Source organism: Pseudomonas sp. MWU13-3659 (genome assembly GCF_023757525.1).
Taxonomy (GTDB): domain Bacteria; phylum Pseudomonadota; class Gammaproteobacteria; order Pseudomonadales; family Pseudomonadaceae; genus Aquipseudomonas; species Aquipseudomonas entomophila_E.
This window is the reverse complement of the sequence record NZ_JAMSHW010000048.1, coordinates 1-23,132: the sequence shown is the minus strand read 5'-3', so window position 1 is coordinate 23,132 and position 23,132 is coordinate 1. Positions and strand designations below refer to the sequence as shown.

Annotated in this window: 22 protein-coding genes; 7 read left to right on the top strand and 15 right to left on the bottom strand. The window is 64.1% G+C overall.

The genetic code is table 11. The annotated features are described in order from the left end of the window. Nucleotides 1-325: 325 nt before the first annotated feature. The 5 genes from NGM28_RS27255 to NGM28_RS27235 form a co-directional block, all read right to left on the bottom strand. Nucleotides 326-1,135 (bottom strand): OmpA family protein, encoded by an 810-nt coding sequence (locus NGM28_RS27255; protein ID WP_252092386.1) that lies wholly within the window; start codon nucleotides 1,133-1,135, stop codon nucleotides 326-328. Then, nucleotides 1,132-1,485, bottom strand: coding sequence for a DUF4398 domain-containing protein (locus NGM28_RS27250; RefSeq protein ID WP_240065305.1), 354 nt, complete (start codon nucleotides 1,483-1,485; stop codon nucleotides 1,132-1,134). The genes NGM28_RS27255 and NGM28_RS27250 overlap by 4 nt, the downstream gene beginning before the upstream one ends. Before the next feature lie 9 nt (nucleotides 1,486-1,494). Then, entirely contained in the window at nucleotides 1,495-2,316 is an 822-nt protein-coding gene (locus NGM28_RS27245) for a substrate-binding periplasmic protein (protein WP_252092385.1), read from the bottom strand. 78 nt (nucleotides 2,317-2,394) lie between these two features. After that, nucleotides 2,395-3,324, bottom strand: coding sequence for an electron transfer flavoprotein subunit alpha/FixB family protein (locus NGM28_RS27240; protein WP_011534764.1), 930 nt, complete (start codon nucleotides 3,322-3,324; stop codon nucleotides 2,395-2,397). Next, a complete protein-coding gene (locus NGM28_RS27235; protein ID WP_252092384.1) occupies nucleotides 3,325-4,074 on the bottom strand; it encodes an electron transfer flavoprotein subunit beta/FixA family protein in 750 nt (249 codons plus the stop codon). A gap of 542 nt (nucleotides 4,075-4,616) precedes the next feature. On the opposite strand from NGM28_RS27235, the gene NGM28_RS27230 reads away from it, so the two are divergent. Next, nucleotides 4,617-6,281, top strand: a complete 1,665-nt coding sequence (locus NGM28_RS27230) for an electron transfer flavoprotein-ubiquinone oxidoreductase (RefSeq protein WP_240065308.1) — start codon at nucleotides 4,617-4,619, stop codon at nucleotides 6,279-6,281. Between the two features lie 69 nt (nucleotides 6,282-6,350). Here NGM28_RS27230 and NGM28_RS27225 read toward each other — a convergent pair whose 3' ends face one another. From NGM28_RS27225 to NGM28_RS27205, 5 genes are all read right to left on the bottom strand, one after another. Then, complete coding sequence (locus NGM28_RS27225; protein ID WP_252092383.1) at nucleotides 6,351-6,752, bottom strand: type II TA system antitoxin MqsA family protein; 402 nt, start codon at nucleotides 6,750-6,752, stop codon at nucleotides 6,351-6,353. Between the two features lie 3 nt (nucleotides 6,753-6,755). Further along, nucleotides 6,756-7,052 carry a type II toxin-antitoxin system MqsR family toxin gene (locus NGM28_RS27220; RefSeq protein WP_252092382.1) on the bottom strand — a complete coding sequence of 99 codons (297 nt, stop codon included), beginning with the start codon at nucleotides 7,050-7,052 and terminating at the stop codon, nucleotides 6,756-6,758. A 94-nt stretch (nucleotides 7,053-7,146) separates the two neighbouring features. After that, nucleotides 7,147-8,472, bottom strand: a complete 1,326-nt coding sequence (locus NGM28_RS27215; protein ID WP_252092381.1) for an MFS transporter — start codon at nucleotides 8,470-8,472, stop codon at nucleotides 7,147-7,149. A 69-nt stretch (nucleotides 8,473-8,541) separates the two neighbouring features. Next, the gene (locus NGM28_RS27210) at nucleotides 8,542-9,027 is read right to left on the bottom strand and encodes a histidine kinase (RefSeq protein ID WP_240065312.1); all 486 of its coding nucleotides are present in this window, start codon (nucleotides 9,025-9,027) and stop codon (nucleotides 8,542-8,544) included. A gap of 171 nt (nucleotides 9,028-9,198) precedes the next feature. Next, entirely contained in the window at nucleotides 9,199-9,675 is a 477-nt protein-coding gene (locus NGM28_RS27205) for a sigma-70 family RNA polymerase sigma factor (protein ID WP_240065313.1), read from the bottom strand. Between the two features lie 214 nt (nucleotides 9,676-9,889). Between NGM28_RS27205 and NGM28_RS27200 the strand changes: the two genes are divergently transcribed. From NGM28_RS27200 to NGM28_RS27190, 3 genes are read left to right on the top strand one after another with little or no spacing between them, the layout of a single operon-like run. After that, complete coding sequence (locus NGM28_RS27200; RefSeq protein WP_240065314.1) at nucleotides 9,890-11,065, top strand: efflux RND transporter periplasmic adaptor subunit; 1,176 nt, start codon at nucleotides 9,890-9,892, stop codon at nucleotides 11,063-11,065. A gap of 1 nt (nucleotide 11,066) precedes the next feature. Further along, nucleotides 11,067-13,031 carry a MacB family efflux pump subunit gene (locus NGM28_RS27195; RefSeq protein WP_240065315.1) on the top strand — a complete coding sequence of 655 codons (1,965 nt, stop codon included), beginning with the start codon at nucleotides 11,067-11,069 and terminating at the stop codon, nucleotides 13,029-13,031. Between the two features lie 3 nt (nucleotides 13,032-13,034). Further along, nucleotides 13,035-14,438, top strand: coding sequence for an efflux transporter outer membrane subunit (locus NGM28_RS27190; RefSeq protein ID WP_252092380.1), 1,404 nt, complete (start codon nucleotides 13,035-13,037; stop codon nucleotides 14,436-14,438). A gap of 110 nt (nucleotides 14,439-14,548) precedes the next feature. Here NGM28_RS27190 and pvdP read toward each other — a convergent pair whose 3' ends face one another. Next, complete coding sequence (gene pvdP, locus NGM28_RS27185; protein ID WP_252092379.1) at nucleotides 14,549-16,171, bottom strand: pyoverdine maturation tyrosinase PvdP; 1,623 nt, start codon at nucleotides 16,169-16,171, stop codon at nucleotides 14,549-14,551. Nucleotides 16,172-16,319: 148 nt separating this feature from the next. Here pvdP and NGM28_RS27180 point away from each other — a divergent pair, with 148 nt between their 5' ends. After that, nucleotides 16,320-17,252, top strand: a complete 933-nt coding sequence (locus NGM28_RS27180) for a siderophore-interacting protein (protein WP_252092378.1) — start codon at nucleotides 16,320-16,322, stop codon at nucleotides 17,250-17,252. Nucleotides 17,253-17,343: 91 nt separating this feature from the next. Here the strand turns inward: NGM28_RS27180 and NGM28_RS27175 are convergent, their stop codons facing one another. The 3 genes from NGM28_RS27175 to NGM28_RS27165 all read right to left on the bottom strand — a co-directional run bounded on the left by NGM28_RS27175 (nucleotide 17,344) and on the right by NGM28_RS27165 (nucleotide 20,947). Next, nucleotides 17,344-18,738: an aspartate aminotransferase family protein gene (locus NGM28_RS27175; RefSeq protein ID WP_252092377.1), complete on the bottom strand. Its 1,395-nt coding sequence runs from the start codon at nucleotides 18,736-18,738 to the stop codon at nucleotides 17,344-17,346. A gap of 206 nt (nucleotides 18,739-18,944) precedes the next feature. Then, complete coding sequence (locus NGM28_RS27170; protein WP_252092376.1) at nucleotides 18,945-20,267, bottom strand: ATP-binding protein; 1,323 nt, start codon at nucleotides 20,265-20,267, stop codon at nucleotides 18,945-18,947. Then, nucleotides 20,264-20,947, bottom strand: coding sequence for a response regulator (locus tag NGM28_RS27165; protein ID WP_252092375.1), 684 nt, complete (start codon nucleotides 20,945-20,947; stop codon nucleotides 20,264-20,266). The genes NGM28_RS27170 and NGM28_RS27165 overlap by 4 nt, the downstream gene beginning before the upstream one ends. 298 nt (nucleotides 20,948-21,245) lie before the next feature. On the opposite strand from NGM28_RS27165, the gene NGM28_RS27160 reads away from it, so the two are divergent. Both NGM28_RS27160 and NGM28_RS27155 read left to right on the top strand, forming a co-directional pair. After that, a complete protein-coding gene (locus NGM28_RS27160) occupies nucleotides 21,246-21,626 on the top strand; it encodes a GFA family protein (RefSeq protein WP_252092374.1) in 381 nt (126 codons plus the stop codon). 29 nt (nucleotides 21,627-21,655) lie between these two features. Beyond that, nucleotides 21,656-22,216 carry a nucleotidyltransferase family protein gene (locus tag NGM28_RS27155; RefSeq protein WP_252092373.1) on the top strand — a complete coding sequence of 187 codons (561 nt, stop codon included), beginning with the start codon at nucleotides 21,656-21,658 and terminating at the stop codon, nucleotides 22,214-22,216. Here the strand turns inward: NGM28_RS27155 and NGM28_RS27150 are convergent. Continuing rightward, on the bottom strand, nucleotides 22,213-22,653 hold the full coding sequence (locus NGM28_RS27150; RefSeq protein WP_252092372.1) for an NUDIX hydrolase: 441 nt from the start codon (nucleotides 22,651-22,653) through the stop codon (nucleotides 22,213-22,215). The genes NGM28_RS27155 and NGM28_RS27150 overlap by 4 nt on opposite strands. Nucleotides 22,654-23,132 lie beyond the last annotated feature (479 nt).

Sequence of the window (23,132 nt, the reverse complement as noted above, 5' to 3'; positions counted from 1 at the left end):
TCCATGCCCGTCGCCCCGCTACGCAAGTCCTACGTTCGGCCTCCTGAAGTCGCATTTGGCGGCGCCTGAACTATCGCGCACTTAGAAGCAAGATCAAGATCAAGATCAAGATCAAGATCAAGATCAAGATCAAGATCAAGATCAAGATCAAGATCAAGATCAAGATCAAGATCAAGATCAAGATCAAGATCAAGGAATTTAAAGTTGCTTGTCAGGCTGGTAGTTATCTATTGATTATTCCAGCCCATTCACGGGCAAGCCCGCTCCCACAGCATGTACGTAGTTTCTGTGGGAACGGGCTTGCCCGCGAATGAAAAGCCTGAACTCAACGCGCCGGAGCGATCTTGCCCTTGTCATCGGAGAAAACGATCTCGACCCGACGGTTCTGCGCCCTGCCCCGCTCCGAGGCATTTGCCTCCACCGGATACTGGTCACCATACCCTTCAACCTGGATACGCTTCTCGTCGACCCCAAGATCGACCAGCATGTCGGCAACCGACTGAGCACGATCACGGGACAGCTTGAGATTATCTTCCGGGTTGCCGGTGCTGTCGGTGTAACCCTCGATACGCACCACGCGACGCGGATTGAGCTGCAGGAACTGCACCAGCTTGAGCACGGTACGGCTGGCAGAGTTCTTCAGGTCCGCCTCCCCTGTGTCGAACAGCACATCACCAAGGGTCATCACCAACCCACGGTCGGTCTGCTCGGATGCCAACGCAACAATCTGCGCCTCGACCCATTTGCCCTGCTGCTGAACACTGGCGAGCTTGGCTTCGCGCAAGCCCAACTGCAGGCGCTGACGCTCGAGGTCGAGCTTGGCCAGACGCTCCTGGTTCAGCGCCAGCTTGGCATGCTCACCGGCAATTTCGCTGTAGCGCTGGCTCAGATAGGCATAGTGACGCACGTCGCTGCCGGTGCCGATATAACCGGCCAGGCGCTCCGCACGCCCCAGCGACTCACCTGCGCGAATCACGTCGCGCGGCGCGCTGCGCAGCACATTGGAATCGTCCTTGACCTTCTGGAACGCCGTGCTGGCGTCATCCAGCGCCGACTCGCTGCGCTGGCTGGCGCAGCCCTGCAATCCGACCAGCGCCATCAAGGCCAGTGCCGCCATGGGCTTCAGGCGATTCATGGCTGCACCTCCAACTGCTTGCGCAAACGCTTGATCCGCGACTGCAACACCTGCAACTGCTCCTCGCTCTTCTGGGTCAGCACACGCGCCTCGGCCAGGCGCGCGTCCAGTTCAGCCTGCTCGGCGCGCATGCGCGCGTCCCGGTAGCTCTCGGTGGTCATGTTGGCCTTGGCGCGGGCCAGCTTGTCTTCGGCCAGTTTGTACTCAGGCACCTGGTCAGTGGCACCAACGGCCTTGGCCTGTTCCAACGCCTGCTCGGAAAGGCGCAGCTGTTCATGGGGCGCCGGGTCGTTGGCGCAGCCGGCCAGGCCGAACACGACCAGGGCAAGAATAAGAGGTTGGATTCTCACGCAATCTTCCTAGTGTTTAGGGGCGTCCAGCGGCGCCTGCATCTGCGCCTTCCAGCGCTCGACATTGCGCTGCAGCACGGCCTCGGTCGCCCCGGAGATCGGCAATTCTGTCAGTTTTTTTGCCAGTTGTCCGCGCAACCAGCTGTCGTTGCAAGCCGAGTTGTGCGACACCGCCAGATACAGACCCGGACGGTCCACCGGCAGGCCACGGGCGACCAAGTCATTGCCCACTCCCAGGCTCTGGGCCATGGCCATGCCGGAGTACCGGCCAGCCAGTACATAGTCGACCTGGCCAAGCACCAACTTCTGGAATGCCTGGGTGAGATTCTGCGCAGGCTCCAGCTTCAACTGGGCCTTGGCAAACGCCTCGAATGCCGGCGTCAATCGAGCCTTTTCCGACAGACTTCCCTGGTAGTGGGCCAGGTCCGCCGGCCCCTCGAACGCAAGTGTTGCGTCATGCCGGGTCCATACCAGGTACTCGTTGAGTTGCAGAGCCGGGTGGATATAGTCCAGTGCAGTCAGCTGGGCAACCTGCATGGGAGTGTCGAGCAGCAGGTCCATACGCCCACTGCGCACCTCCTCCAGCGCCTGGTCACGCCGACCGGCATGCAGCACGTCCACCTTCACCCCTAACTCGCTCGCCGCCTGACGCAGCAGGTCGACGTTGGCGCCAATCAGGTGCTTCGGATCGCTCGGGTCCTGCCAGGAATAGGGCGGCGCATCCGGGCTGCCCGTGGCCACCAGCCGCTCGCATTTGCCCACTGCCCACACCGAGGTCGACAGCAGTACCAGCGCACAGGCCAACATCCCCTTGCTCCAGCGCAACGCCATGCAACACTCCTTGCATCCATAAAAAAAGCCCGGCCCTCGAGATGAGGGCCGGGCTTCTTTATAAGTGAAGCCGCCGGATCAGACCAGCTTTTCCAACTCAGGAACCGCTTCGAACAGGTCGGCGACCAGGCCGTAGTCGGCTACCTGGAAGATCGGCGCCTCCTCGTCCTTGTTGATCGCGACGATCACTTTCGAGTCCTTCATGCCGGCCAGGTGCTGAATCGCGCCGGAGATACCGACGGCGATGTACAGCTGTGGCGCGACGATCTTGCCGGTCTGGCCGACCTGCATGTCGTTCGGCACGAAGCCTGCGTCGACTGCGGCGCGCGAGGCACCGACGGCGGCGCCGAGCTTGTCGGCCAGGGCGTACAGGTGCTTGAAGTTGTCACCGTTGCCCATGCCACGGCCGCCGGAAACGACGATCTTGGCGGCAGTCAGCTCAGGGCGGTCGGACTTGGCCAGCTCTTCGTTGACGAAGGCCGACTTGCCGGCGTCGTGAGCGGCAGCAACCGCTTCGACGGCGGCCGAGCCACCTTCGGCGGCCACGGCATCGAAGCCGGTGGTACGCACGGTGATGACCTTGACCGCGGCGCTCGATTGCACGGTGGCAATGGCGTTACCGGCGTAGATCGGGCGCTTGAAGGTGTCGGCGGATTCAACCGAGATGATCTCGGAAATCTGGTCGACGTCCAGCAGCGCGGCAACGCGCGGCAGGATGTTCTTGCCGTTGGTGGTGGCCGGAGCCAGCACGTGGCTGTAACCCTTGGCCAGCTCGGCTACCAGCGGCGCGACGTTTTCCGGCAAGGCGTGGGCGTAGGCAGCGTTGTCCGCGACCAGCACCTTGGCCACGCCGGCAATCTTGGCAGCGGATTCAGCGACGCCACCGACGTTCTGGCCAGCGACCAGCACATGCACATCACCACCAATCTTGGCGGCGGCAGCGACAGTGTTCAGGGTGGCCGGGGCTACGGCACCGTTCTCGTGTTCAGCGACAACCAGGATAGTCATTTAGATTACCTTCGCTTCGTTCTTCAGCTTCTCGACCAGTTCGGCCACCGACTTGACCTTGATACCTGCGCTGCGGGCGGCAGGCGCTTCGACCTTGAGGGTCTTGCTGGTGGAGGCGAGGGAAACGCCCAGCGCGTCTGGAGTAACGGTTTCCAGCGGCTTCTTCTTGGCCTTCATGATGTTCGGCAGCGACGCGTAGCGTGGCTCGTTCAGGCGCAGGTCGGTGGTGACGATGGCTGGCAGGTTCAGCGCAACGGTCTGCAGGCCACCATCGATTTCACGGGTGACGTTGACCTTGTCGCCGGCGACTTCGACCTTGGAGGCGAAGGTACCCTGGGCGTAGCCGGTCAGCGCGGCCAGCATCTGGCCGGTCTGGTTGTTGTCACTGTCGATGGCTTGCTTGCCGAGGATGACCAGCTGTGGCTGCTCTTTTTCGACAACGGCTTTCAGCGCCTTAGCCACGGCCAGGGAGCTCAACTCGTCGGCGGCTTCGACCAGGATGGCGCGGTCGGCACCCAGGGCCAGGGCGGTACGCAGTTGCTCCTGCGCGGCGGTCGGCCCGATGCTGACGACGACGATTTCGCTCGCCACGCCCTTTTCTTTAAGGCGGACGGCTTCTTCCACGGCGATTTCGCAGAAGGGGTTCATGGACATCTTGACGTTTGCAAGGTCAACGCCGGAGTTGTCCGCCTTGACGCGAACCTTGACGTTGTAGTCGACCACTCGTTTGACAGCTACAAGAACCTTCATGGATTCCTCGTTACTCTCCGGTGAAAAGAAGATCGCCTGGGGGCTGCCCGGCGAATGCGCGTGGGTACAAGGGCACCTCTAAAAACGTTCCGGGGCGGGAAAATTTCAAGTGACCGATCAGTCCTGTCACGACCTTGGGTTCGAAAACCCTCGGGTCATTTTCTGTCGTGGCGTGTAGACTCCACTACAAAACCTGATTCGGCCCGCAAACCCTGCTCCACGCCTGGTCTTTAGGGGTGCACCTGCGCCCGACGGTCAGCCTACGGCGAGCGTAAAAGCGCTCGTATCTTGACCGTAACACCCAATCCGGTCAATACGGCAAATTGGCCACCCTCCAGCCGCGTACCTTTGATTTTACTGGGCTCCGGCAAATTCAAACAAACGTTTGTATTGGACCCGCCAAGTGGTGTAGATATAATGCGCGGCCAAGACAAGACGGTGTAGTCCGTCATCCACGAAGCTACAGCAGCCGCATGCCGTGCATGACCGTCAAGCACCCATAAGACAAGCAACAGCGATGAGCCTTGAGTAGGAGAGAACCAGTGGAACGCGAATACATGGAATTCGACGTGGTCATCGTCGGCGCAGGCCCGGCGGGCCTGTCCGCCGCCTGCCGCCTGAAGCAGAAGGCCGCCGAAGCCGGTAGCGAGATCAGCGTCTGCGTGGTCGAGAAAGGCTCCGAAGTCGGCGCCCATATCCTCTCCGGCGCGGTGTTCGAACCCCGCGCCCTGAACGAGCTGTTCCCCGACTGGAAGGAACTCGGCGCGCCGCTGAACACCGAAGTGAAGCGCGACGACATCTATGTGCTGAAAAGTGCCGACAGCTCGACCAAGGTCCCCGACCTGTTCGTGCCCAAGACCATGCACAACCACGGCAACTACATCATCTCCCTGGGCAACCTGTGCCGCTGGCTGGCCCAGCAGGCCGAGAACCTGGGCGTGGAAATCTACCCGGGCTTCGCCGCACAAGAGGCGCTGTTCGATGAAAACGGCGTAGTCCGTGGCATCGTCACCGGCGACCTCGGTGTCGACCGCGAAGGCAACCCGAAAGAAGGCCTCTACACCCCAGGCATGGAACTGCGCGCCAAGTACACCCTGTTCGCCGAAGGCTGCCGTGGCCATATCGGCAAGCAGCTGATCAAGCGCTTCGACCTGGACAACGAATCCGACGTCCAGCACTACGGCATTGGCCTCAAGGAAATCTGGGAAATCGACCCGGCCAAGCACGAGCAAGGCCTGGTGGTACACACCGCCGGCTGGCCGCTGGATGTAGTGAGCGCCGAGAACACTGGCGGCTCCTTCCTCTATCACCTGGAAAACAACCAGGTAGTGGTGGGCCTGATCGTCGACCTGTCCTACGCCAACCCGTATCTCTCGCCGTTCGACGAATTCCAGCGCCTGAAGCACCACCCGGTGATGGCCCAGTACCTCGAAGGCGGCAAGCGCATCAGCTACGGTGCCCGCGCCATCTGCAAGGGCGGCCTGAACTCGCTGCCGAAGATGGTGTTCAACGGCGGCGCGCTGATTGGTTGCGACTTGGGCACCCTGAACTTCTCCAAGATCAAGGGCAGCCATACCGCGATGAAGTCCGGCATGCTCGCCGCCGAAGCGGTAGCCGACGCATTGATCGCCGGCAGCGAAGGCGGCGACCAGCTTAACGGCTACGTCAGCGCGTTCAAGGCCAGCTGGCTGCATGAAGAGCTGTTCGCCAGCCGCAACTTCGGCCCGGCGCTGCACAAGTTCGGCCCGCTGTTCGGTGGCGCGTTCAACTACGTCGACCAGAACTGGTTCGGCGGCAAGCTGCCCTTCACCCTGCACGACACCAAGCCGGACTACGCCTGCCTCAAGCTCGCGGCCGACTCGCAGAAAATCGACTACCCGAAACCGGACGGCAAGCTCAGCTTCGACAAGCTCAGCTCGGTATTCCTCTCCAGCACCAACCATGAAGAGGAACAACCCTGCCACCTGAAGCTGACCGACCCGAACATCCCGATCGCCAGCAACCTGCCGCTGTACGACGAACCGGCCCAGCGCTACTGCCCGGCCGGCGTGTACGAAGTGGTCACCCAGGAAGACGGCAACAAGCGCTTCCAGATCAACGCGCAGAACTGCGTGCACTGCAAGACCTGCGACATCAAGGACCCAGCGCAGAACATCACCTGGGTCACCCCTGAAGGCGCGGGCGGGCCAAACTACCCGAACATGTAAGCCCTGCCCTTGCGGCAAGAAAAAGCCCCCTGGCCGTGAGGCCCGGGGGCTTTTTCGTGATCGATAGCGTCAGGTAGTTCTGACTTCCTCGAACAACTCAGGATGGCGGTCGAGCAACTTGAACAGCTTGATCAGTGCCAGCGGCGGCTTGGTCTTGCCGTTCTCGTAGCGGGAGAAGGCATTGACGCCGCCGCCAAAAATCTCACCGGCTTCACGCTGATCGAGATCGAATTTCCGGCGAACAGTGGCAATGAAACCAGGGTCTACAGCCATGGCATTGACGCGTTGATTGAATGCGCGCATTTCAGCGTTCACTCGTCGGGCCACCGGCACAGTCATGATCGCTTCGTCGCATGCCGAGCAGAACTCGGCCTCGACCTGCAGAATGACCATCGCCTCGCCCTTGTACATGTATGGCAGGTCGCGGACTGCCTGAACCAGCTCTCCAGCCCCACAGATCGGACACTTCATGGCTTACAGCTCCTTGAAAGACACAATGAGCAAGTCATTGATTACCACCAGCTTGAGATACACCCTGCCCACTGGAGTCATGGGACGATAAACATCATGCCAGACACGGTGATCCGCAAAGCTGGTCATGCTCTTGTAGAAGTCGCCACGGGTAAGCTGCGCGACACCGGCCAGCAACTGCTCTTCACTGATGCCCAGCTCTGCAGCACCTTTGGTCTCAGCGTGGGTAATTCGCACCAAGCCTTCAGCCAGCAGGGCCTGCACACGTGCAAGTGAGCAATGAGGCGTTCTCTTTTCCATGAGAAATTAACCTTCCAGGTTAAATTTGGCTAATAGGTTATTCCAATAACCCCCGCCTGGAAGCTTGCCTCAGCCCTTCGCCACCCTTACGGCCTCATTTGTCACCACACATGATCGGCATCGACTCCACACCGAACACCAACGGCTCCCGACGCCCGAAATACAGTGCCGTCAGCAGCCCCACCACGCCCATGATCAGACAAAAACCGACACACACCCACGGGCTCCACGGCATCAGTGCAATCAACGCCAACGGCGTGGTGCTTGCCCATAGCGCATAGGCAACGTTATAGGTGAAGGAAATCCCCGAAACCCTGATCTCGGCCGGAAACAACCCGACCATCACCGACGGCACCACCCCTACCACGCCACAGGACAACCCGGCCAGGGCATAGGCCAGCCAGGTCACGCCCCACTGCCCTACCAGGCTGGCATATAGCGCACCAACGCCCAGCGGCAACAACAGGCTGTAGATCATCAGCGCACGCCAGGCGCCAATACGGTCGACCAGAAAACCGGCCAGCACGCAACCAATATTGAGAAAGACGATGCCCACGCTGCTGAGGGCGAAGGTGTGCCCGGCGCTCATGCCGAAACGCTGTTGCATCACCGTCGGGGTGATCACCACCAGCACCACTACCGCCGACGTCAGCACGCAGGTCAGCAGCGCAGCGGGAATCAACGAGCGGCGATGTTCGCCCAGCACCCTGCGCAACGGGAACGTCACCGGACGCTCCTGGCGCTCGCGCAGGGCCAGGAATACCGGCGTCTCGCCGAGCCAGCGGCGCAGCCAGACGCCGATCACACCGAACACGCCACCCAGCAGGAACGGATAACGCCAGGCGTAATCGAGAATCTCCTGGGGCGTGTAGAGCTGCGCCAGCAAGGTTGCGGTCAGCGCCCCGAGCAGGTAACCAAAGGTAAGACCGGCTTGCAGGAAGCCCAGCGCATAGCCGCGCCGTCCAGCCGGAGCATGCTCGGCGACGAAGGTCCAGGCGCTGGGCACCTCGCCCCCCACGGCGGCGCCCTGGAGAATACGCAAGGCCAGCAGGATCAGCGGCGCGGCATAACCGATGTCGGCGTAGGTCGGCATCACCCCGATCAGCAGGCAGGGCAGCGCCATCATCAGGATGCTCAGGCTGAACACCCGCTTGCGCCCCAGATGGTCGGCGAAGTGGGCCATCAGGATCCCACCCAGCGGCCGCGCCAGGTAGCCCGTGACGAAGATCCCGAAGCTCTGCAGCAGGCGCAGCCACTCCGGCATCTCGGGCGGGAAGAACAGCTGGCTGAGGGTCAGGGCGAAGAACACGAAGATGATGAAATCGTAGATTTCCAGGGCGCCGCCCAGCGCCGCCAGGCCCAAGGTCCGGTGGTCGCCGCGGCTGAACCGGGGCGCGCGGGCGGTATCGATGGCAGTCATGGCAGGTTCCGCAACTTGGCAAAAGGCCAGAGGATAGCAAATGCCGAGGACGCGGGATCGCTGACGGGCTCAAGAAGAGCGGCTGAACACCGTCTGGGCGAAGTTGATACGTCGTTTGGGGTAACCGTTGCCGCCGGCCAGGCTCGGCGGCAACGGTATCTCACCGACCTTCAGCGGCATGTCGATGATCGCCATGAACGTCTCCATGGCCTGGTTATCGGGTACCCCGGGCAGGCTGACACTCACGGCCTGACGCTCGCCCGCCGGCACGGCCGGGATCTTCAGCTTCAGGGAGTGGTAGAGCAAGGCATGCTGGATCTGCGCGCTGACCCGGCAGAAACGCGCCAGGTCTACACCCGCATGGCTGGCCAGCTCGATGTTGCCGACCAGCAGGTTGAACGGCTGCAGGGCACTGTGTACCAGGCGCTGCAGGTCGTCGAAACTCTCCACCGGGGCGATACGGTAGTAGCCCAGGCCATTGAGCAGTTTTTCCAGCTGCAGACGCTGGTCGGGGTGCTCATCCGCGATGAGGATGCGCAAGGTCTTGTTCGGCATCGTCCGGGCCCAGGCAGCTAGGTGATGAAAGTGGCTCCGTGACCGAACTGCGCCCGTGAAGGCAAACGTCAGGCGCAGCGCCTGAGCGGGGTCTTTATTGATAGTTGCCTTGAAACATCCAGAAATCAAGTTGCCACTACAGGAAATTTTCACCCGCGCTTCACGGCGTGTTCAGGATTCCCAGAGGCGCATGCGCACGCGGCAGTGCTTCATGGCATTGACGATGTGCTTTTCCACCAGGCTGCGGGAAATGCCCAGGCGCTCGGCGATCTGCTGGTGGGACAGGCCGTCGATCTTGCGCAACAGGAAACTGTCGCGGCATTGCGCGCTCAGCTCATCCAGCGCGCGCTGCATCAGGGCCAGGCGCTGGTCGAGTTGCATGCTTTGAACAGGGGCCGGGCTGTGCCAGCGCTCGTCGCTGTCGAGCACTTCCAGCGGCTCGACCTGGCGGATCTGGTGACGACGATGGCGATCGACCACCAGGTTCAGGGCGGTGCGATAGAGGAAGGCGCGCGGATGCTCGATCTGCTCGCCTTCGGTGCGCTCCAGCACCCGTAGGTAGGCGTCATGGGCGACATCCTCTGCGGCCTGGCGATTGCCCAGGCGTGCGCAGAGGAAGCTCACCAATTCGCGATAGTAATGTTCCACGACGGCACCTGGCGTTCCCCTGCACACGCACTGACCTGCAGGGTTGCGGGTCTGGATGATATCAGCGTGCGATCTTACAAATTATAATTATTCTCAGCAACACGGCGTTCAGCCTTCTCCCCGGATTAAATCGCCTTGCCTGGCATTCGTTTAACTGGCACCCCCGGGAACGCGCCCTGCCGTCCTCGGCCACTCCCTCCGGCTGGAAGTCCGCATGACTCGCACATCCAACACCCGCCGCCTGGCCTGCGCCACACTGGGCCTGCTTGGCCTGGGCTGCCTGCTGGCCTGGAAGGCCCTGCCCTTCGGCGGTGCCACCGTCAGTACCGTGCCGGTGACCCGCACCGACATCGAGAGCAGCGTCACGGCATTGGGCACCCTGCAGCCCAGGCGCTATGTCGATGTCGGCGCCCAGGCGTCCGGACAGATCCGCAAGTTGCATGCCGAAGCCGGCGATGAAGTGCGCCAAGGCCAACTGCTGGTCGAGATAGACCCCTCCACCCAGCAGGCCAAGCTGGATGCCGGGCGTTTCTCGATCGAAAACCTCAAGGCCCAGCTCGCCGAGCAACGCGCCCAGTTCGTCCTCGCCCAGCAGCAGTACCAGCGCCAGCACGACCTGGCCGCCGCCGGCGCCACGCGCCAGGAAGACCTGCAGGCAGCCCAGGCCCAACTGAAAGTGACCCAGGCGCGTATCGACATGTACCAGGCCCAGATCCGCCAGGCCCAGGCCAGCCTGCGCAGCGACGAGGCGGAGTTGGGCTACACCCGTATCTACGCCCCCATGGACGGCACCGTGGTGGCGGTGGACGCCCGCGAGGGGCAAACCCTCAATGCCCAGCAGCAGACGCCGCTGATCCTGCGTATCGCCAAACTGTCGCCAATGACCGTCTGGGCCCAGGTCTCCGAGGCGGACATCGGCAAGGTCAAACCCGGCATGACCGCCTACTTCACCACCCTGGCCGGCGGCAAGCGGCGCTGGAGCAGCACCGTCAGGCAGATCCTGCCGATCCCGCCCAAGCCGCTGGAGCAATCCGGCCAGGGCAGCGGCAGCCCGGCCAGCGCCACGGCCGGCACCAGCGCCAGCAAGGTAGTGCAATACACCGTGCTGCTGGATGTCGAAAACCCCGACGGCGCCCTGATGGCCGAGATGACCACCCAGGTGTTCTTCGTCGCCGGCCAGGCCAGCCAGGTACTCAGCGCCCCGCTCGCGGCACTCGACGAAACGCCCGGCAGCGAGCTGCGCCTGGCCCAGGTGCTGAACGCCGATGGCAAGGTCGAGGCGCGTCAGGTGCGCACCGGGTTGAGCGACCGGCTGCGCGTGCAGATCCTCGACGGCCTGCGCGAAGGCGAACGCCTGGTCATCGGCGCGCCCACCGCCAGCGGAGGCTGACATGAGTGCTCCCCTGATCGAGCTGTGCGATATCCGCAAGGCATATGGCGGTATCGATTCACCCAAGGTGGAAGTGCTGCAAGGCATCAGCCTGAGCATCCACCCCGGCGAATTCGTCGCCATCGTCGGCGCCTCGGGCTCCGGCAAGTCCACGCTGATGAACATCCTCGGTTGCCTCGACCGACCCACGTCCGGCAGCTACCGTTTTGCCGGCCGCGATGTGGCGGAACTGGACAGCGACGAGCTGGCCTGGCTGCGCCGCGAGGCGTTCGGTTTCGTATTCCAGGGCTACCACCTGATCCCCTCGGGCTCGGCCCAGGAGAACGTCGAGATGCCGGCCATCTACGCCGGTACGCCGCCCGCCGAACGCCACGCCCGCGCCCTTGCCCTGCTCGATCGCCTGGGCCTGGCCAGCCGTACCGGCAACCGTCCGCACCAGCTGTCCGGCGGCCAGCAACAACGCGTGTCGATTGCCCGGGCCTTGATGAATGGCGGCCATATCATTCTTGCCGACGAACCCACCGGCGCCCTGGACAGCCACAGCGGCGCCGAGGTCATGACCTTGCTCGACGAACTGGCCAGCCAGGGCCATGTGATCATCCTCATCACCCACGACCGAGAAGTGGCGGCGCGCGCACAACGCATCATCGAGATCCGTGACGGCCAGATGGTCAGCGATTCGGCCGCCTCGCAGCCTTCGCCGGCACAACCCGAGCAGCTGCAGGCCAATGACCTGCGCCAGCGCCTGGACCGCGGCGCCATCCTCAAGGGCGCCTGGAAAGGCGAGATGATCGAGGCCCTGCAGGCTGCCTGGCGGGTCATGTGGATCAACCGCTTCCGTACCGCCCTGACGCTGCTCGGCATCATCATCGGCGTGGCTTCGGTGGTGGTCATGCTGGCGGTGGGTGAAGGCAGCAAGCGTCAGGTGATGGCGCAAATGGCGGCGTTCGGCTCCAACATCCTCTACCTCAACGGCAAGCGTGCCACTGCCCAGGAACCCGGCGGCATCGTCACCCTCGACGATGTCGCGGCGATCGGCGAACTGCCGCAAGTGCTGCATGTCATGCCGGTGATCGGCGGCCAGTTGATGGTGCGCCAGGGCAACAGCAGCCAACGGTTCTATGTCGGCGGCAACAACACCTGGTTCCCCGCCATCTTCAACTGGCCGGTGGTCGAGGGCACCTTCTTCAGCGAGGCCGACGAAGCCGGCGGCGCCGCGGTGGCAGTGATCGGCCAGAAGGTGCGCAGCAAGATGTTCGGCGAAGGCAGCAACCCGCTGGGGCAATACCTGCTGATCGGCAACGTGCCCTTCCAGGTGGTCGGCATCCTCGCCGCCAAGGGCGCCAGCTCCGGCAGCGAGGACAGCGACGAACGCATCGTCGTGCCCTACTCCGCCGCCTCGATTCGCCTGTTCGGCAGCCACGACCCGGAATACGTGGCCATCGCCGCCATCGACTCGCGCCGGGTGAACGAGACCGAAGCCGCCATCGACCGCCTGCTGCGCCAGCGCCACCAGGGCAAGCGCGACTTCGACCTGACCAACGACGCCGCACTGATCCAGGCCGAGGCCCGCACCCAGAACAGCCTGTCGCTGATGCTCGGGGCGATCGCCGCGATCTCGCTGCTGGTCGGCGGCATCGGGGTGATGAACATCATGCTCATGACCGTGCGCGAACGCACCCGCGAGATCGGCATCCGCATGGCCACCGGCGCCCGCCAGCGCGACATCCTGCGCCAGTTCCTCACCGAGGCGGTGATGCTGTCGATGGTCGGCGGCGTCACCGGCATCGGCATCGCCCTGCTCGTCGGCGGCGGTTTGCTGCTGGCCGACATCGCCGTGGCCTTCGCCCTGCCCGCCATCCTTGGCGCCTTCGCTTGCGCCGTGATCACCGGCGTGGTGTTCGGCTTCATGCCGGCACGCAAGGCCGCCCGTCTCGATCCGGTCAAAGCCCTTACCAGCGAATAGCCCATGACACTTCCCAGCCGTTTCAGCCTGTTGAGCCTCAGCCTTTGCCTCGCCGCCTGCAGCACCCCGCCGCCACCTGCGGCAGGTATCGACGCGCCACCCACCTGGCAAGGCATGACCGACCCGGCGCAGCCCTTGCCGGACCAGCAATGGTGGCAGGCATTCGCCAGTACCGAGCTCGATCACCTGGTCGAGCGTGCCCGTCGCAACAGCCACGACCTTGCCGCCGCAGCGGCGCGGGTGCGCCAGGCCCAGGCCAGCGCAGTGATCGCCGGAGCGCCCTTGCTGCCCGAAGTGAAGTCCGGCCTGGATGGCTCTCGCCAGCGCTTGCTGCGCGGCGAAGGCAACGACCAGCTCGATGCCAGCAGCCGCGAACGCACGAGCACCTCGTTCGGCGCCCGCCTTATTGCCAGTTACGAAATCGATTTCTGGGGTGGTTTGCGCGCCACCCGTGACAGTGCCCTGCGCAGCCTGGACGCCAGCCGCTTCGATCGCCAGGTCGTCGAGCTGACCTTGAGCGGTGCCGTAGCCGACAGCTATTTGCAAGGTTTGGCCCTGGAAGAGCAACTGCGTATTGCCCGCCTGAACCTGGAAAACGCCAAGAATGTGCTCGGGCTGGTGGAGGCCCGAGAGCGCTCAGGCTCGGCCACGCGCCTGGAGCTGGCTCAGCAACGTAGCCTGGTAGCCGCTCAAGAGCGACAGCTACCCCTGCTCGAACAGCGCCGGCAGGACAACCGCGTCTCCCTGGCCACGTTGCTGGGCGATCCGGTGCAAGCCCTGCCCGCCAGCAACGAGACGATCGACGCACTGCGCTGGCCCGGCATCGGCAGCGGCGTGCCCAGCGAGCTGCTCGGACGGCGCCCGGACATCGCCGCCGCCGAGGCGCGCCTGGCGGCGGCCAGCGCCAATGTGCAGGTGGCCAGGGCCGCCATGCTGCCGCGCCTGGTGCTGGGCGCGACGCTGGGCAGCGGCGCGCGAACCTTCGCCAACCTTGGCGACAGCCCCTACTACACCCTCACCGCCGGCCTCACCGCGCCCATTTTCAACAATGGCCGACTGAGCGCAGCCCGGGACCTGGCCCGCGCCGAACAGCAAGAGCTGCTGGAAAAATACAGGGCCAGCATCCTGGCGGGTTTCGCCGATGTGGAAAAGGCCCTGAACGCCATCAATGGCGTGGAGCGCCAGCGCCAGTGGCAGGATCAGGAAGTAGAACAGGCCCGCCTCGCCTTCGACCTGGCGCAGCGACGCTATGCGGCCGGGGCCGAGACCCTGCTGACAGTCCTCGAGACCCAGCGCACGCTCTACCTGGCACAGGATCAGCAGGCGCAGCTGCGCCTGGCGCGATTGCAGGGGAGCGTGGCGCTGTACAAGGCGCTGGGGGGAGGATGGCAGACGCCGAAGGCGTGAGAATCCGCAGCGCCCTTCTGTGAGGGCATTGCCTTCTTGTAGAGCAATGTTCGCCGGCAAGCCGGCTCCTACGGGGATCTGTAGGAGCCGGCTTGCCGGCGAATGGGCCCTCAGGAAAGGATGTTCTTCATCGACAGGTGCCGCGCATACCATGGCCGCTGCGGCACCTTGCGCAGGAACCCGTCGATCTTGTCGTCCTCGCCAAAGGTGATACGCAAAGCCAGCTTCATGGTCTCGACATCCATCTCCACCGACTTGCCCGGGCGCGTGCCCGGCTGGGTGCTGCAACCGTGGGTGTCCGGCCCCAGCCAGGGGTCGTCGACCTCCACCCAGCGCCCCGGCGCGAACCAGGGCACGCCATTGACGTCCTGCCTGCGCACCTGGCCGGGATGGTAGCGCTCGTGAGCACGGAACCAGTCGTCGATGCGGTCGTCGATCCAGCCATGGAAACCCCAGAACACCGGGTTGACGTGGGACGAGAACGGGTCGCCCAGAAAGTCATTCTCAGGCTCGAACCAGCGCGCGGCGAAGTCCGCCTGATCGCGGGCAAACGGCACGGGCGCGGCATTGTTCGGGTCGCGTGGCACCGACGCCCAGCACATGTGCAACCAGTCGTGCAGGGTCATCTCCAGTTCCGAACCAAAGGCACCCAGCGATAGCTTCGACAGGTACACCGGGTCCTGGTACTGCGACTCCCAGACCTGGAAGTTGCCGCAAAACGTCTCGTTGGCCTTGATTGCCGATACCCATTGGCCATAGGCATCGTCACCCGGCGCCTGCCAGGCCGGTGGCACGCAATAGCCATCGTGGTTGTCGTGGTAACGGGCAAAGCCTTGGCGATCGAACTCGACGTTCGGTTGCGGCAGCGGAAAGCGCGGCCAGGAAGGCAAATCCTGCAAGGTACGCGCGTACATCAGCATGTGCCTGTGCATGAACAGGAAGTCGATGCCGGAACCATTGCGGTGCTTGCGCGGGCCGCGGGCGTCACGCTCGCGATCCCTCGGGCCGGGCTGCCAGCCCAGGCCGCGCAAGGCGTTCTGTTTCTGCTCCGACAGGCGATGCCATTTGTCCCGGGTCGCGTGCCACAGCTGGTGGAACAGACGGTGTTCGGCGCCAATCACCCAGGCCTGCATCTGCGGGGTGTAGACGAGCCGCTCGCGAGCCTCGGGAAACTGACGCTTGACCGCGACGAAACGGTTGTCCAACAGGGGCATGGTCAGCGGACGGTCCAGGCGCTGCAGGCGCCCGCTCAAGGTACCCGTGCCCGCGTTGGCGTAACGGCCCCACACCTCGTCCAGGCTGGCCACGCATTCGTAGACCGAGCGGCCGCGCGTGTCGACCAGGCGCCAGCGCACTTCACGCGAATTGGCGCCGACCAGGTCGCCCAGCACGCGGTAGGCGGGCTCCCCGTTACCACGCAGACGCTCACCGGTATCGATGTAACCGCGCAAGCCACGCCCCTTGGTGGCCACATCGAAAAACACCTCAAGGCCCTTGGCGGGCAACCCCTCCAGGCCGGCGTCGACGCCTTCGAGGCGCAGGTCCCAAACGCCACGCAACCGATCCGCCAGCACCTGGCCGGAATAATCGGCCAGCTCGACGCTCGCCTCACCGGGTGTGACGATGTCGTCCTCCGGGTCATGGGTCAGCTTCTTGTGCGCGTAGTAGGCAGCCGTGCCCGTGGCGCCCGCCACGGCCAGGCCCGCGATGAATCCTCGTCGAGAAATTGTCATTGCGCCTCAGTCCATTCCCGCCATGCTGCGGTGTCTATCCAAGCTAGGACGTAGGCCGGGGCGGAAAATTTAACGCCAGCCGGGCTGGCCTAATTCAAGCCCGTGCGGACTCGTCTGATCAGTACCCCCTACCGACAGAGGTACGACCATGACCTCCCTGCTCTCCCGGTTGATTCGCCCTACCAAAGCGACCCCCTACCGGATCTTCGATGTCGACCTGAAAGCCATCGAGCCCCTGAGCCCGTCCCTGTGCCGCTTCGTCTTCGGCGGCCCGGAGGTGGCGCACATGCACACCCTGGCCCCGGACCAGCGCATCAAGTTGTTCTTTCCAACGCCTGCCGGGCAACCACCACACCTGCCCAAGGACGGCCAATGGCAGCAGGCGCGTCGCGATCTTGCGCCCCAGGACACGCCGCCCATGCGCACCTACACCATCCGCGCCCTGCGCCGTGAGGCCTGCGAGGTGGACGTGGATTTCGTGCTGCATGGCGTGAACGGGCCAGCGTCGGCCTGGGCGACCCAGGCCAGGATCGGTGACCGCCTGCAAATGGTCGCCCCGAACCTGGCGTACATGGAAGATCCAGGAGGGTACGAGTGGAAGCCGCCGCGCAGCGCCCAACGCATCCTGCTGGTGGGTGACGAAACCGCCCTGCCGGCCATCGCCGGCATCCTCGAGCACCTGGCGCAGGACGCTGCCGACCTGCCCGTGGAGGCGTTCATCGAGGTGCCGCTGGAAGAGGACTGCCTCTCCTTGCGCCACAGCCACGCCACTCGCCTGCACTGGCTGCCCCGCGACCTGCTGCGCTGCGCGCACGGCCACGGCATGCAGCATGCGGTGCGTGAACTGGCCAGCCTGCCCGTCATCCGCGCCAACGCTTCGGTGGAACTGGAGGATGTGGACATCGACCAGCGCATTCTCTGGGAGCTGGCGAGTGGCGAGAGTGGCGACTTCTACGCCTGGGTCGCCGGCGAGTCGGCGACGGTGATGGACATTCGCCGGTTCCTGATCAAGGAGCGCGGCCTACCCCGGGAAAACCTGACATTGATGGGCTACTGGCGCGACGGCCGCACATTCGATTGATGCGCCACTTCCTGTAGGAGCCAGCTTGCTGGCGAACCGCGGTGTGACGGTTCGCCAGCAAGCTGGCTCCTACAGGGAGGGGTGCGCGGCGTCAGTTGACCGCGGCTGCCACGGCCTCGGCGAATCGCCCGGCGACCTCGTCGATCTGTTCGGCACTGATGATCAGCGGAGGCAGGAAACGCACCACCGCGCCATGCCGGCCGCCCAGCTCGAGAATCAAGCCACGGCGCAGGCATTCGCGCTGCACCTTCGGCGCCAGGGTCCGGCACGCCGGCGGGTGACCCAAGGCATCGACCTCGCCCGCCGGGTCGACCAGTTCGACACCCAGCATCAACCCACGCCCGCGGATGTCCCCCAACACTGGATAGTCCCGCTGCAGGCGCTGCAGATGCCCACGCAGGCGCTGCCCCATGGCCTCGGCATGCTCGCAGAGGCCATGCTCGACCAGGTAGTTCATCACCGCAGACCCCGCCGCCATGGCCATCTGGTTACCTCGGAAGGTGCCCGCATGGGCACCCGGCGACCATGTGTCGAGCCAGTCGCGGTAGACCATCACCGCCAGCGGCAGGCTGCCACCGATGGCCTTCGACAAGGTGAGCACATCCGGCACGATCCCGGCGTGCTCGAAGGCGAACATCTTGCCGGTACGGGCGAAACCACTCTGGATCTCGTCGACGATCAGCGCCACGCCGGCCTGCTCGGTGATCCGACGCAGACCGCGCAGCCACTCGATATCGGCCGGGATCACCCCGCCCTCGCCCTGCACCACCTCGACGATCACCGCCGCCGGCAAGGCCACGCCGGCCTCGGGGTCGTTCAGCAGGTTCTCCAGGTAATGCAGGTTGGCGCGAACGCCCGCCTCGCCCCCCAGGCCGAACGGGCAACGGTAGTCATAGGGGTACGGCAGGAACTGCACGCCATTGCTGAGCAACGCCCCCAATGGCTTCTTCGGCCCCAGGCTGCCCATCAGGCTCAGGGCGCCCTGGGTCATGCCGTGGTAACCGCCCTGGAACGCCAGCACGGTGCTGCGCCCGGTGGCGGTGCGCACCAGCTTGAGCGCCGCTTCCACGGCGTCGGTGCCGGTGGGGCCGCAGAACTGGATCTTCGCCTCGCGACGCAAGGCCTCGGGCAACAGGCCGAACAGGTCCTGGACGAACTGGTCCTTGACCGGCGTGGTCAGGTCGAGGGTGTGCAGTGGCAGCTCATCGGCCAGCACGCGCTTGATCGCCTCGACCACCACCGGGTGGTTGTGCCCAAGGGCCAGGGTGCCGGCACCCGCCAGGCAGTCGATGAACTGACGGCCCTCGACGTCTTCCACATGGATGCCACGGGCGCGCTTGAGCGCCAGCGGGATGCGCCGGGGGTAACTGCGGGCGTTTGACTCCTGTTGCTGCTGGCGCAACAGCAGTGGCGAGTCCGCGAATTCGTACAGGGCCTGGGGCGCGGAGGCCGGCAGCGCCTGGGCAAGGCTGGAAACGGTCGACATCGGAAAAGTCCTCGCAAGCAAGCGAAAGTGCCCGCCACGCGCCCTTTAACCGGATGTGTGTCGGGTGGTCATCGCTTGGAAAACGCTTCAGCGAGGAAAGGATTTAGCCGCTGGCGTGGGATTTGTGACGCCTTTGCCCACCTGGTGCCTGGCCATGCCTGTAGGAGCCGGCTTGCCGGCGAATGGGCCAGAGCAGGCAACACCGCTCAAGCGCCCGAACGCGCCGGCACCTGCAACCTCACCCGCAAACCATCGGCCTGGCTGTCGAAGCGCAGGCTTCCCGCGCAACGCTGGACAATCGCCTGGACGATCGCCAACCCCAACCCACACCCACCACTCTGGCCATTGCGCCAGAAGCGCTCAGTCAGGTGCTGCAAGTCCTCCTGGGCAATCCCCGGCCCATGGTCGCGCACCAGGAAGTCCACCTGCCCCTCCAGTGCCTGCACCTCCAGCTCCACCGCCGCATCGCCACCATGGCGCAGGGCGTTGTCCAGCAGGTTGCGCAAGGCCGCCACTGCCAGCGGCGCCGGCATCCCCAGGTAGACCTTGGCGGCATCCTCCGGCAAGCGCAGCAGAATGCGCCGGTTGTCACCCCCACCGGCATCCTGGATCGCCTGCAACGCCACCTGCTCGGCGCTGCACTGCACGCCGTCGTCGAACGACAGGCTGCCCTCGACCCGCGCCAGCATCAGCAATTGCTCCAACGTGCGGTGCATGCGGTCGGTGCCTTGCTCGGCGTGTTCCAGGGCCTGCTCGCGCACCGCGCCGTCGGTCATCCGCGCCACCTGCAAGTGGGTCTTGATTGCGGTCAGCGGGCTGCGCAGCTCATGGGCGGCATCGTCGGTAAGCCGACGCTCGCGCTCGATGGTCTGGGCGATGCGCAGGAACAGCTGGTTCTGCGTGTCGAGCAGCGGTTGCAGCTCGCTGGGCAGGCCCGCCACCTGCAACGGCTCGACACTGTCGGCACGCCGCCTGCGCAAGGCGTCGCGCATGCGGTTTAACGGCTCAAGGCCCTTGCCCAGGCCGATCCACAACAGCCCCAGGCTGCCCAGCAGCGCCATCAGTACCGGCGCCGACGCCGCCAGCAGGATCGACTGGTTCAGCGCCTCGCGCTCCTGGTGGCGGTCGGCGGTGGTGATGCGCACATCGCCATGGTTGTAGGTGAAGGTTCGCCAGGAGGCGCCGTCGATGGTCTGGTCGCGGAAGCCGCTGCGCTGGTCGTCCATCGTGCCGTCATGCTTGTGGTTGCTGGCCAGGATCTCACCGCGCAGGGAACTCACCTGGCAGGCCATGCCATCCGGCACGCTGAACTGGTCCGCGGAGAAGTGCGCATCCTGCCCCTTGGCCGTCAACGGCTGCGGCAATTGGTCGATCAGCCCGGCCACCATGCGCGCCGACGCTACCAGGCGCTGGTCGAGGGAGAACATCATCTGCTGGCGCAGGTCGCGCAGCATCCACGCCGCCGCCAGCACCCAGATGACGATGAAGGCGCTGCCGAGAATCAACGACAGGCGGACACGCAAGCTCACGACGACGCCTCCTGCGGCGCCTGCGCTGGCCCCAGCCGATAGCCCAGGCCGCGCACGGTCTCGACGATGCCGTTGCCCAGCTTGCGGCGTAGATGGTGGATATGCACGTTGAGGGCGTTGCTTTCGACTTCGTCGCTGAAGCCGTACACGCAGTCTTTCAATTGCTCGCTGGACAGCACCCGCCCCGGGTTCTGCAGCAGCGCCTGCAGCAGCGCCTGCTCGCGACGCGACAAGTCGACCGGTGCGCCGGCCAAGGTGGCCACGCAACTGCTCGGGTCGTAGCACAGCGGCCCATGCTCGATCATATTGACCGCCCGCCCCGCCACCCGGCGCAGCAAGGTGTGCAGGCGCGCCGCCAGTTCGCGCAGGTCGAACGGTTTGAGCAGGTAGTCGTCGGCTCCCGCCTGCAACCCATCGACCCGGTCGGTGACCGCATCGCGCGCGGTCAGCACCAGCACTGGTAGCGTCTCGCCCTGCTGGCGCAGGCGGCGCAACAGCTTCAGGCCATCTTCGTCGGGCAGCCCCAGGTCGAGGATCATCACGTCGAACTGCGCGGCCTGGAGCATCTGCCGCGCCTGCGACGCGCTCGCCACCCGGTCCACGGTCAGGCCCTGGGCCGAGAGCCCGGCGCAGATGCCGCTGGCGATCAGGTCGTCGTCCTCGCAGAGCAGAACGTGCATGGGGAAGTCTCCTGGGGTGGGGAAGCTGGCATTGCACAGGATGGTGATTAAGGGGGGATTATGACCCTTGGCGCGGGATTCGTCGTGGGGAGCGCCGCATCGCGGATGAATCCGCTCCTACACACAGGGCATGATTGTCCGCCTTGTTGGCACAACGCTATATTTCGAGCTGGCAACCCTGGCCTGTAGGAGCGGATTCATCCGCGATGCGGCGCGCAGCGGCGCTCAATCTCAACCGCGCCACAACCGCTTCGTCGAACCCCTCGCAAGCACCAGGCTCAAGGCTGGAAATGATCAAATGAACGATACCTATCAAGGCAGCTGCCTGTGCACGGCGGTACGCTATGAATTGCAGACCGCGCCAAAGGCGGTCAGCCATTGCCATTGCAGCCAGTGTCGCAAGGGGCACGGCGCGCTGTACGCCACTTACGGCAGCGTGCCTCGCGATACGCTGCGGGTACTGGAAGGGGCTGACTATCTCACCGAATACCCCTCTTCCGAATCGGTACTGCGCACGTTCTGCGCACGTTGCGGCTCCTCCTTGTTCTGGTCCCGCTCGCAGGGCGAGTTCGCCGACTGGGTTTCCATCGCGTTGGCTACGCTAGATACGCCCTTCACCCCAGAAAAGCAGAAACACATTCATCTCGACTCAGCGGTTCACGGGTACCCACACACCTGAGCGCAAATCACCGGACAAGGATGAACGACATGGTTTCGCTGACCCACGAGCGCGTTTTGGACATCGCACTGGAGAACGCCACCAATCGCGCATTGCTAGCGATGCTGCCTGCGCTGGACCTGCCCAACTGCATGCTAACGGCAGGCTGCCTGTTCCAGACGTTCTGGAACGTGCGCTCGGGCCGAGCAGCCGAATGGGGCATCAAGGACTACGACATCGCCTACTTCGATGAAGACCTGTCGTGGGAGGCCGAGGATCGGGTGATCGCCCGGGTGCATGACGCTTGCGAGCACCTTGGGGTCAATGTGGAAGTGCGCAACCAGGCCAGGGTTCATCTCTGGTATGAAGCCAAGTTCGGGGCACACTATCCGCCGTTGCAGGCGGTGACCGAGGGGATAGACCGCTACCTCATCAACTCCACTTGCCTGGGCGTGGATGTCGGCACGGGTGAGTTGTACAGCACCTATGGCCTCGAAGACCTGCAGAACGATGTGCTGAGAATGAATGATCGGAACCCGCAGCCGGTACTGTTCAGGCGCAAGGCCGACAGCTATCGGGAACGGTGGCCTTGGTTGAAGGTCGCTGGCTAGGCGATTGCCTGATCCTGCCAATGTCCCTTCGCGGCCAGCGCTTCGTGCAGATACGCCAGCGCTCGCTGGAAGACGGGATGACAGTCCGCGTAGGGCAACTGATCGAGTGGTGCCCAGAAGAAATCGAAAACGTGGCCATGGTCGTCCAGGGTCTGGTGAGACCATTGCTCGGGCAGTGCCGAATGCACCTGGCACAGGTGGAACGACCAGACCTGTTCAAGGTGTCCGGATGCCCAGCAGCCCAAGTCATCCTTGATCGTTGCGCCATGGATACCCGACTCCTCCGCCAACTCGCGCAAAGCCGCCTCACGCGGCGCCTCGCCCTGTTCGAGGGTGCCTTTCACCAATTGCACCCCGGCCAGGGGATGGCGAAACAGAAGGATTCGCGGCTGCGGTGTGGATGAGAGCACTACGGCACAGGCCTTGGCTGGCAGCATGGCGACTTCCTTTTCGGGGGTGACGGCTGGTTATCTTACCTTTGCAGGCGTAGCGAAGACTCCCCTGTGAAGTGACCACGGTTTATACCTGGCGAAAATCAGATTTCACCGCTTCCTTGTAGTCCATTTCCCAAACATACTGCTGCCGCCTTTTTTCCGTTGCGGCCGCCCTGGTGGGGCTCTAGTCTCGGCCTGTCGTTGCACATCAACGATACAGCGTTGACAGGCTGTGACGGCAAATTGCACGCAGCTCAACCTTTATGGCAGCTGTACGTGCGGGCACGCTTGCGTGCGCCGGAACTTTTGTGTGATTTACCGCCGGTCTGTCAACCCACGTACAGCTGCCACCCTTCTGTTTGACAGCAGGCTGGTGGTGGCACCGTCAACGGTAAATCACCATGCTAAAGATCGTCCCCGATCCACCCCACAACCACCACTCCCTCGAAGACACCATCATCCAGGCCACGGAGTACGCCCTT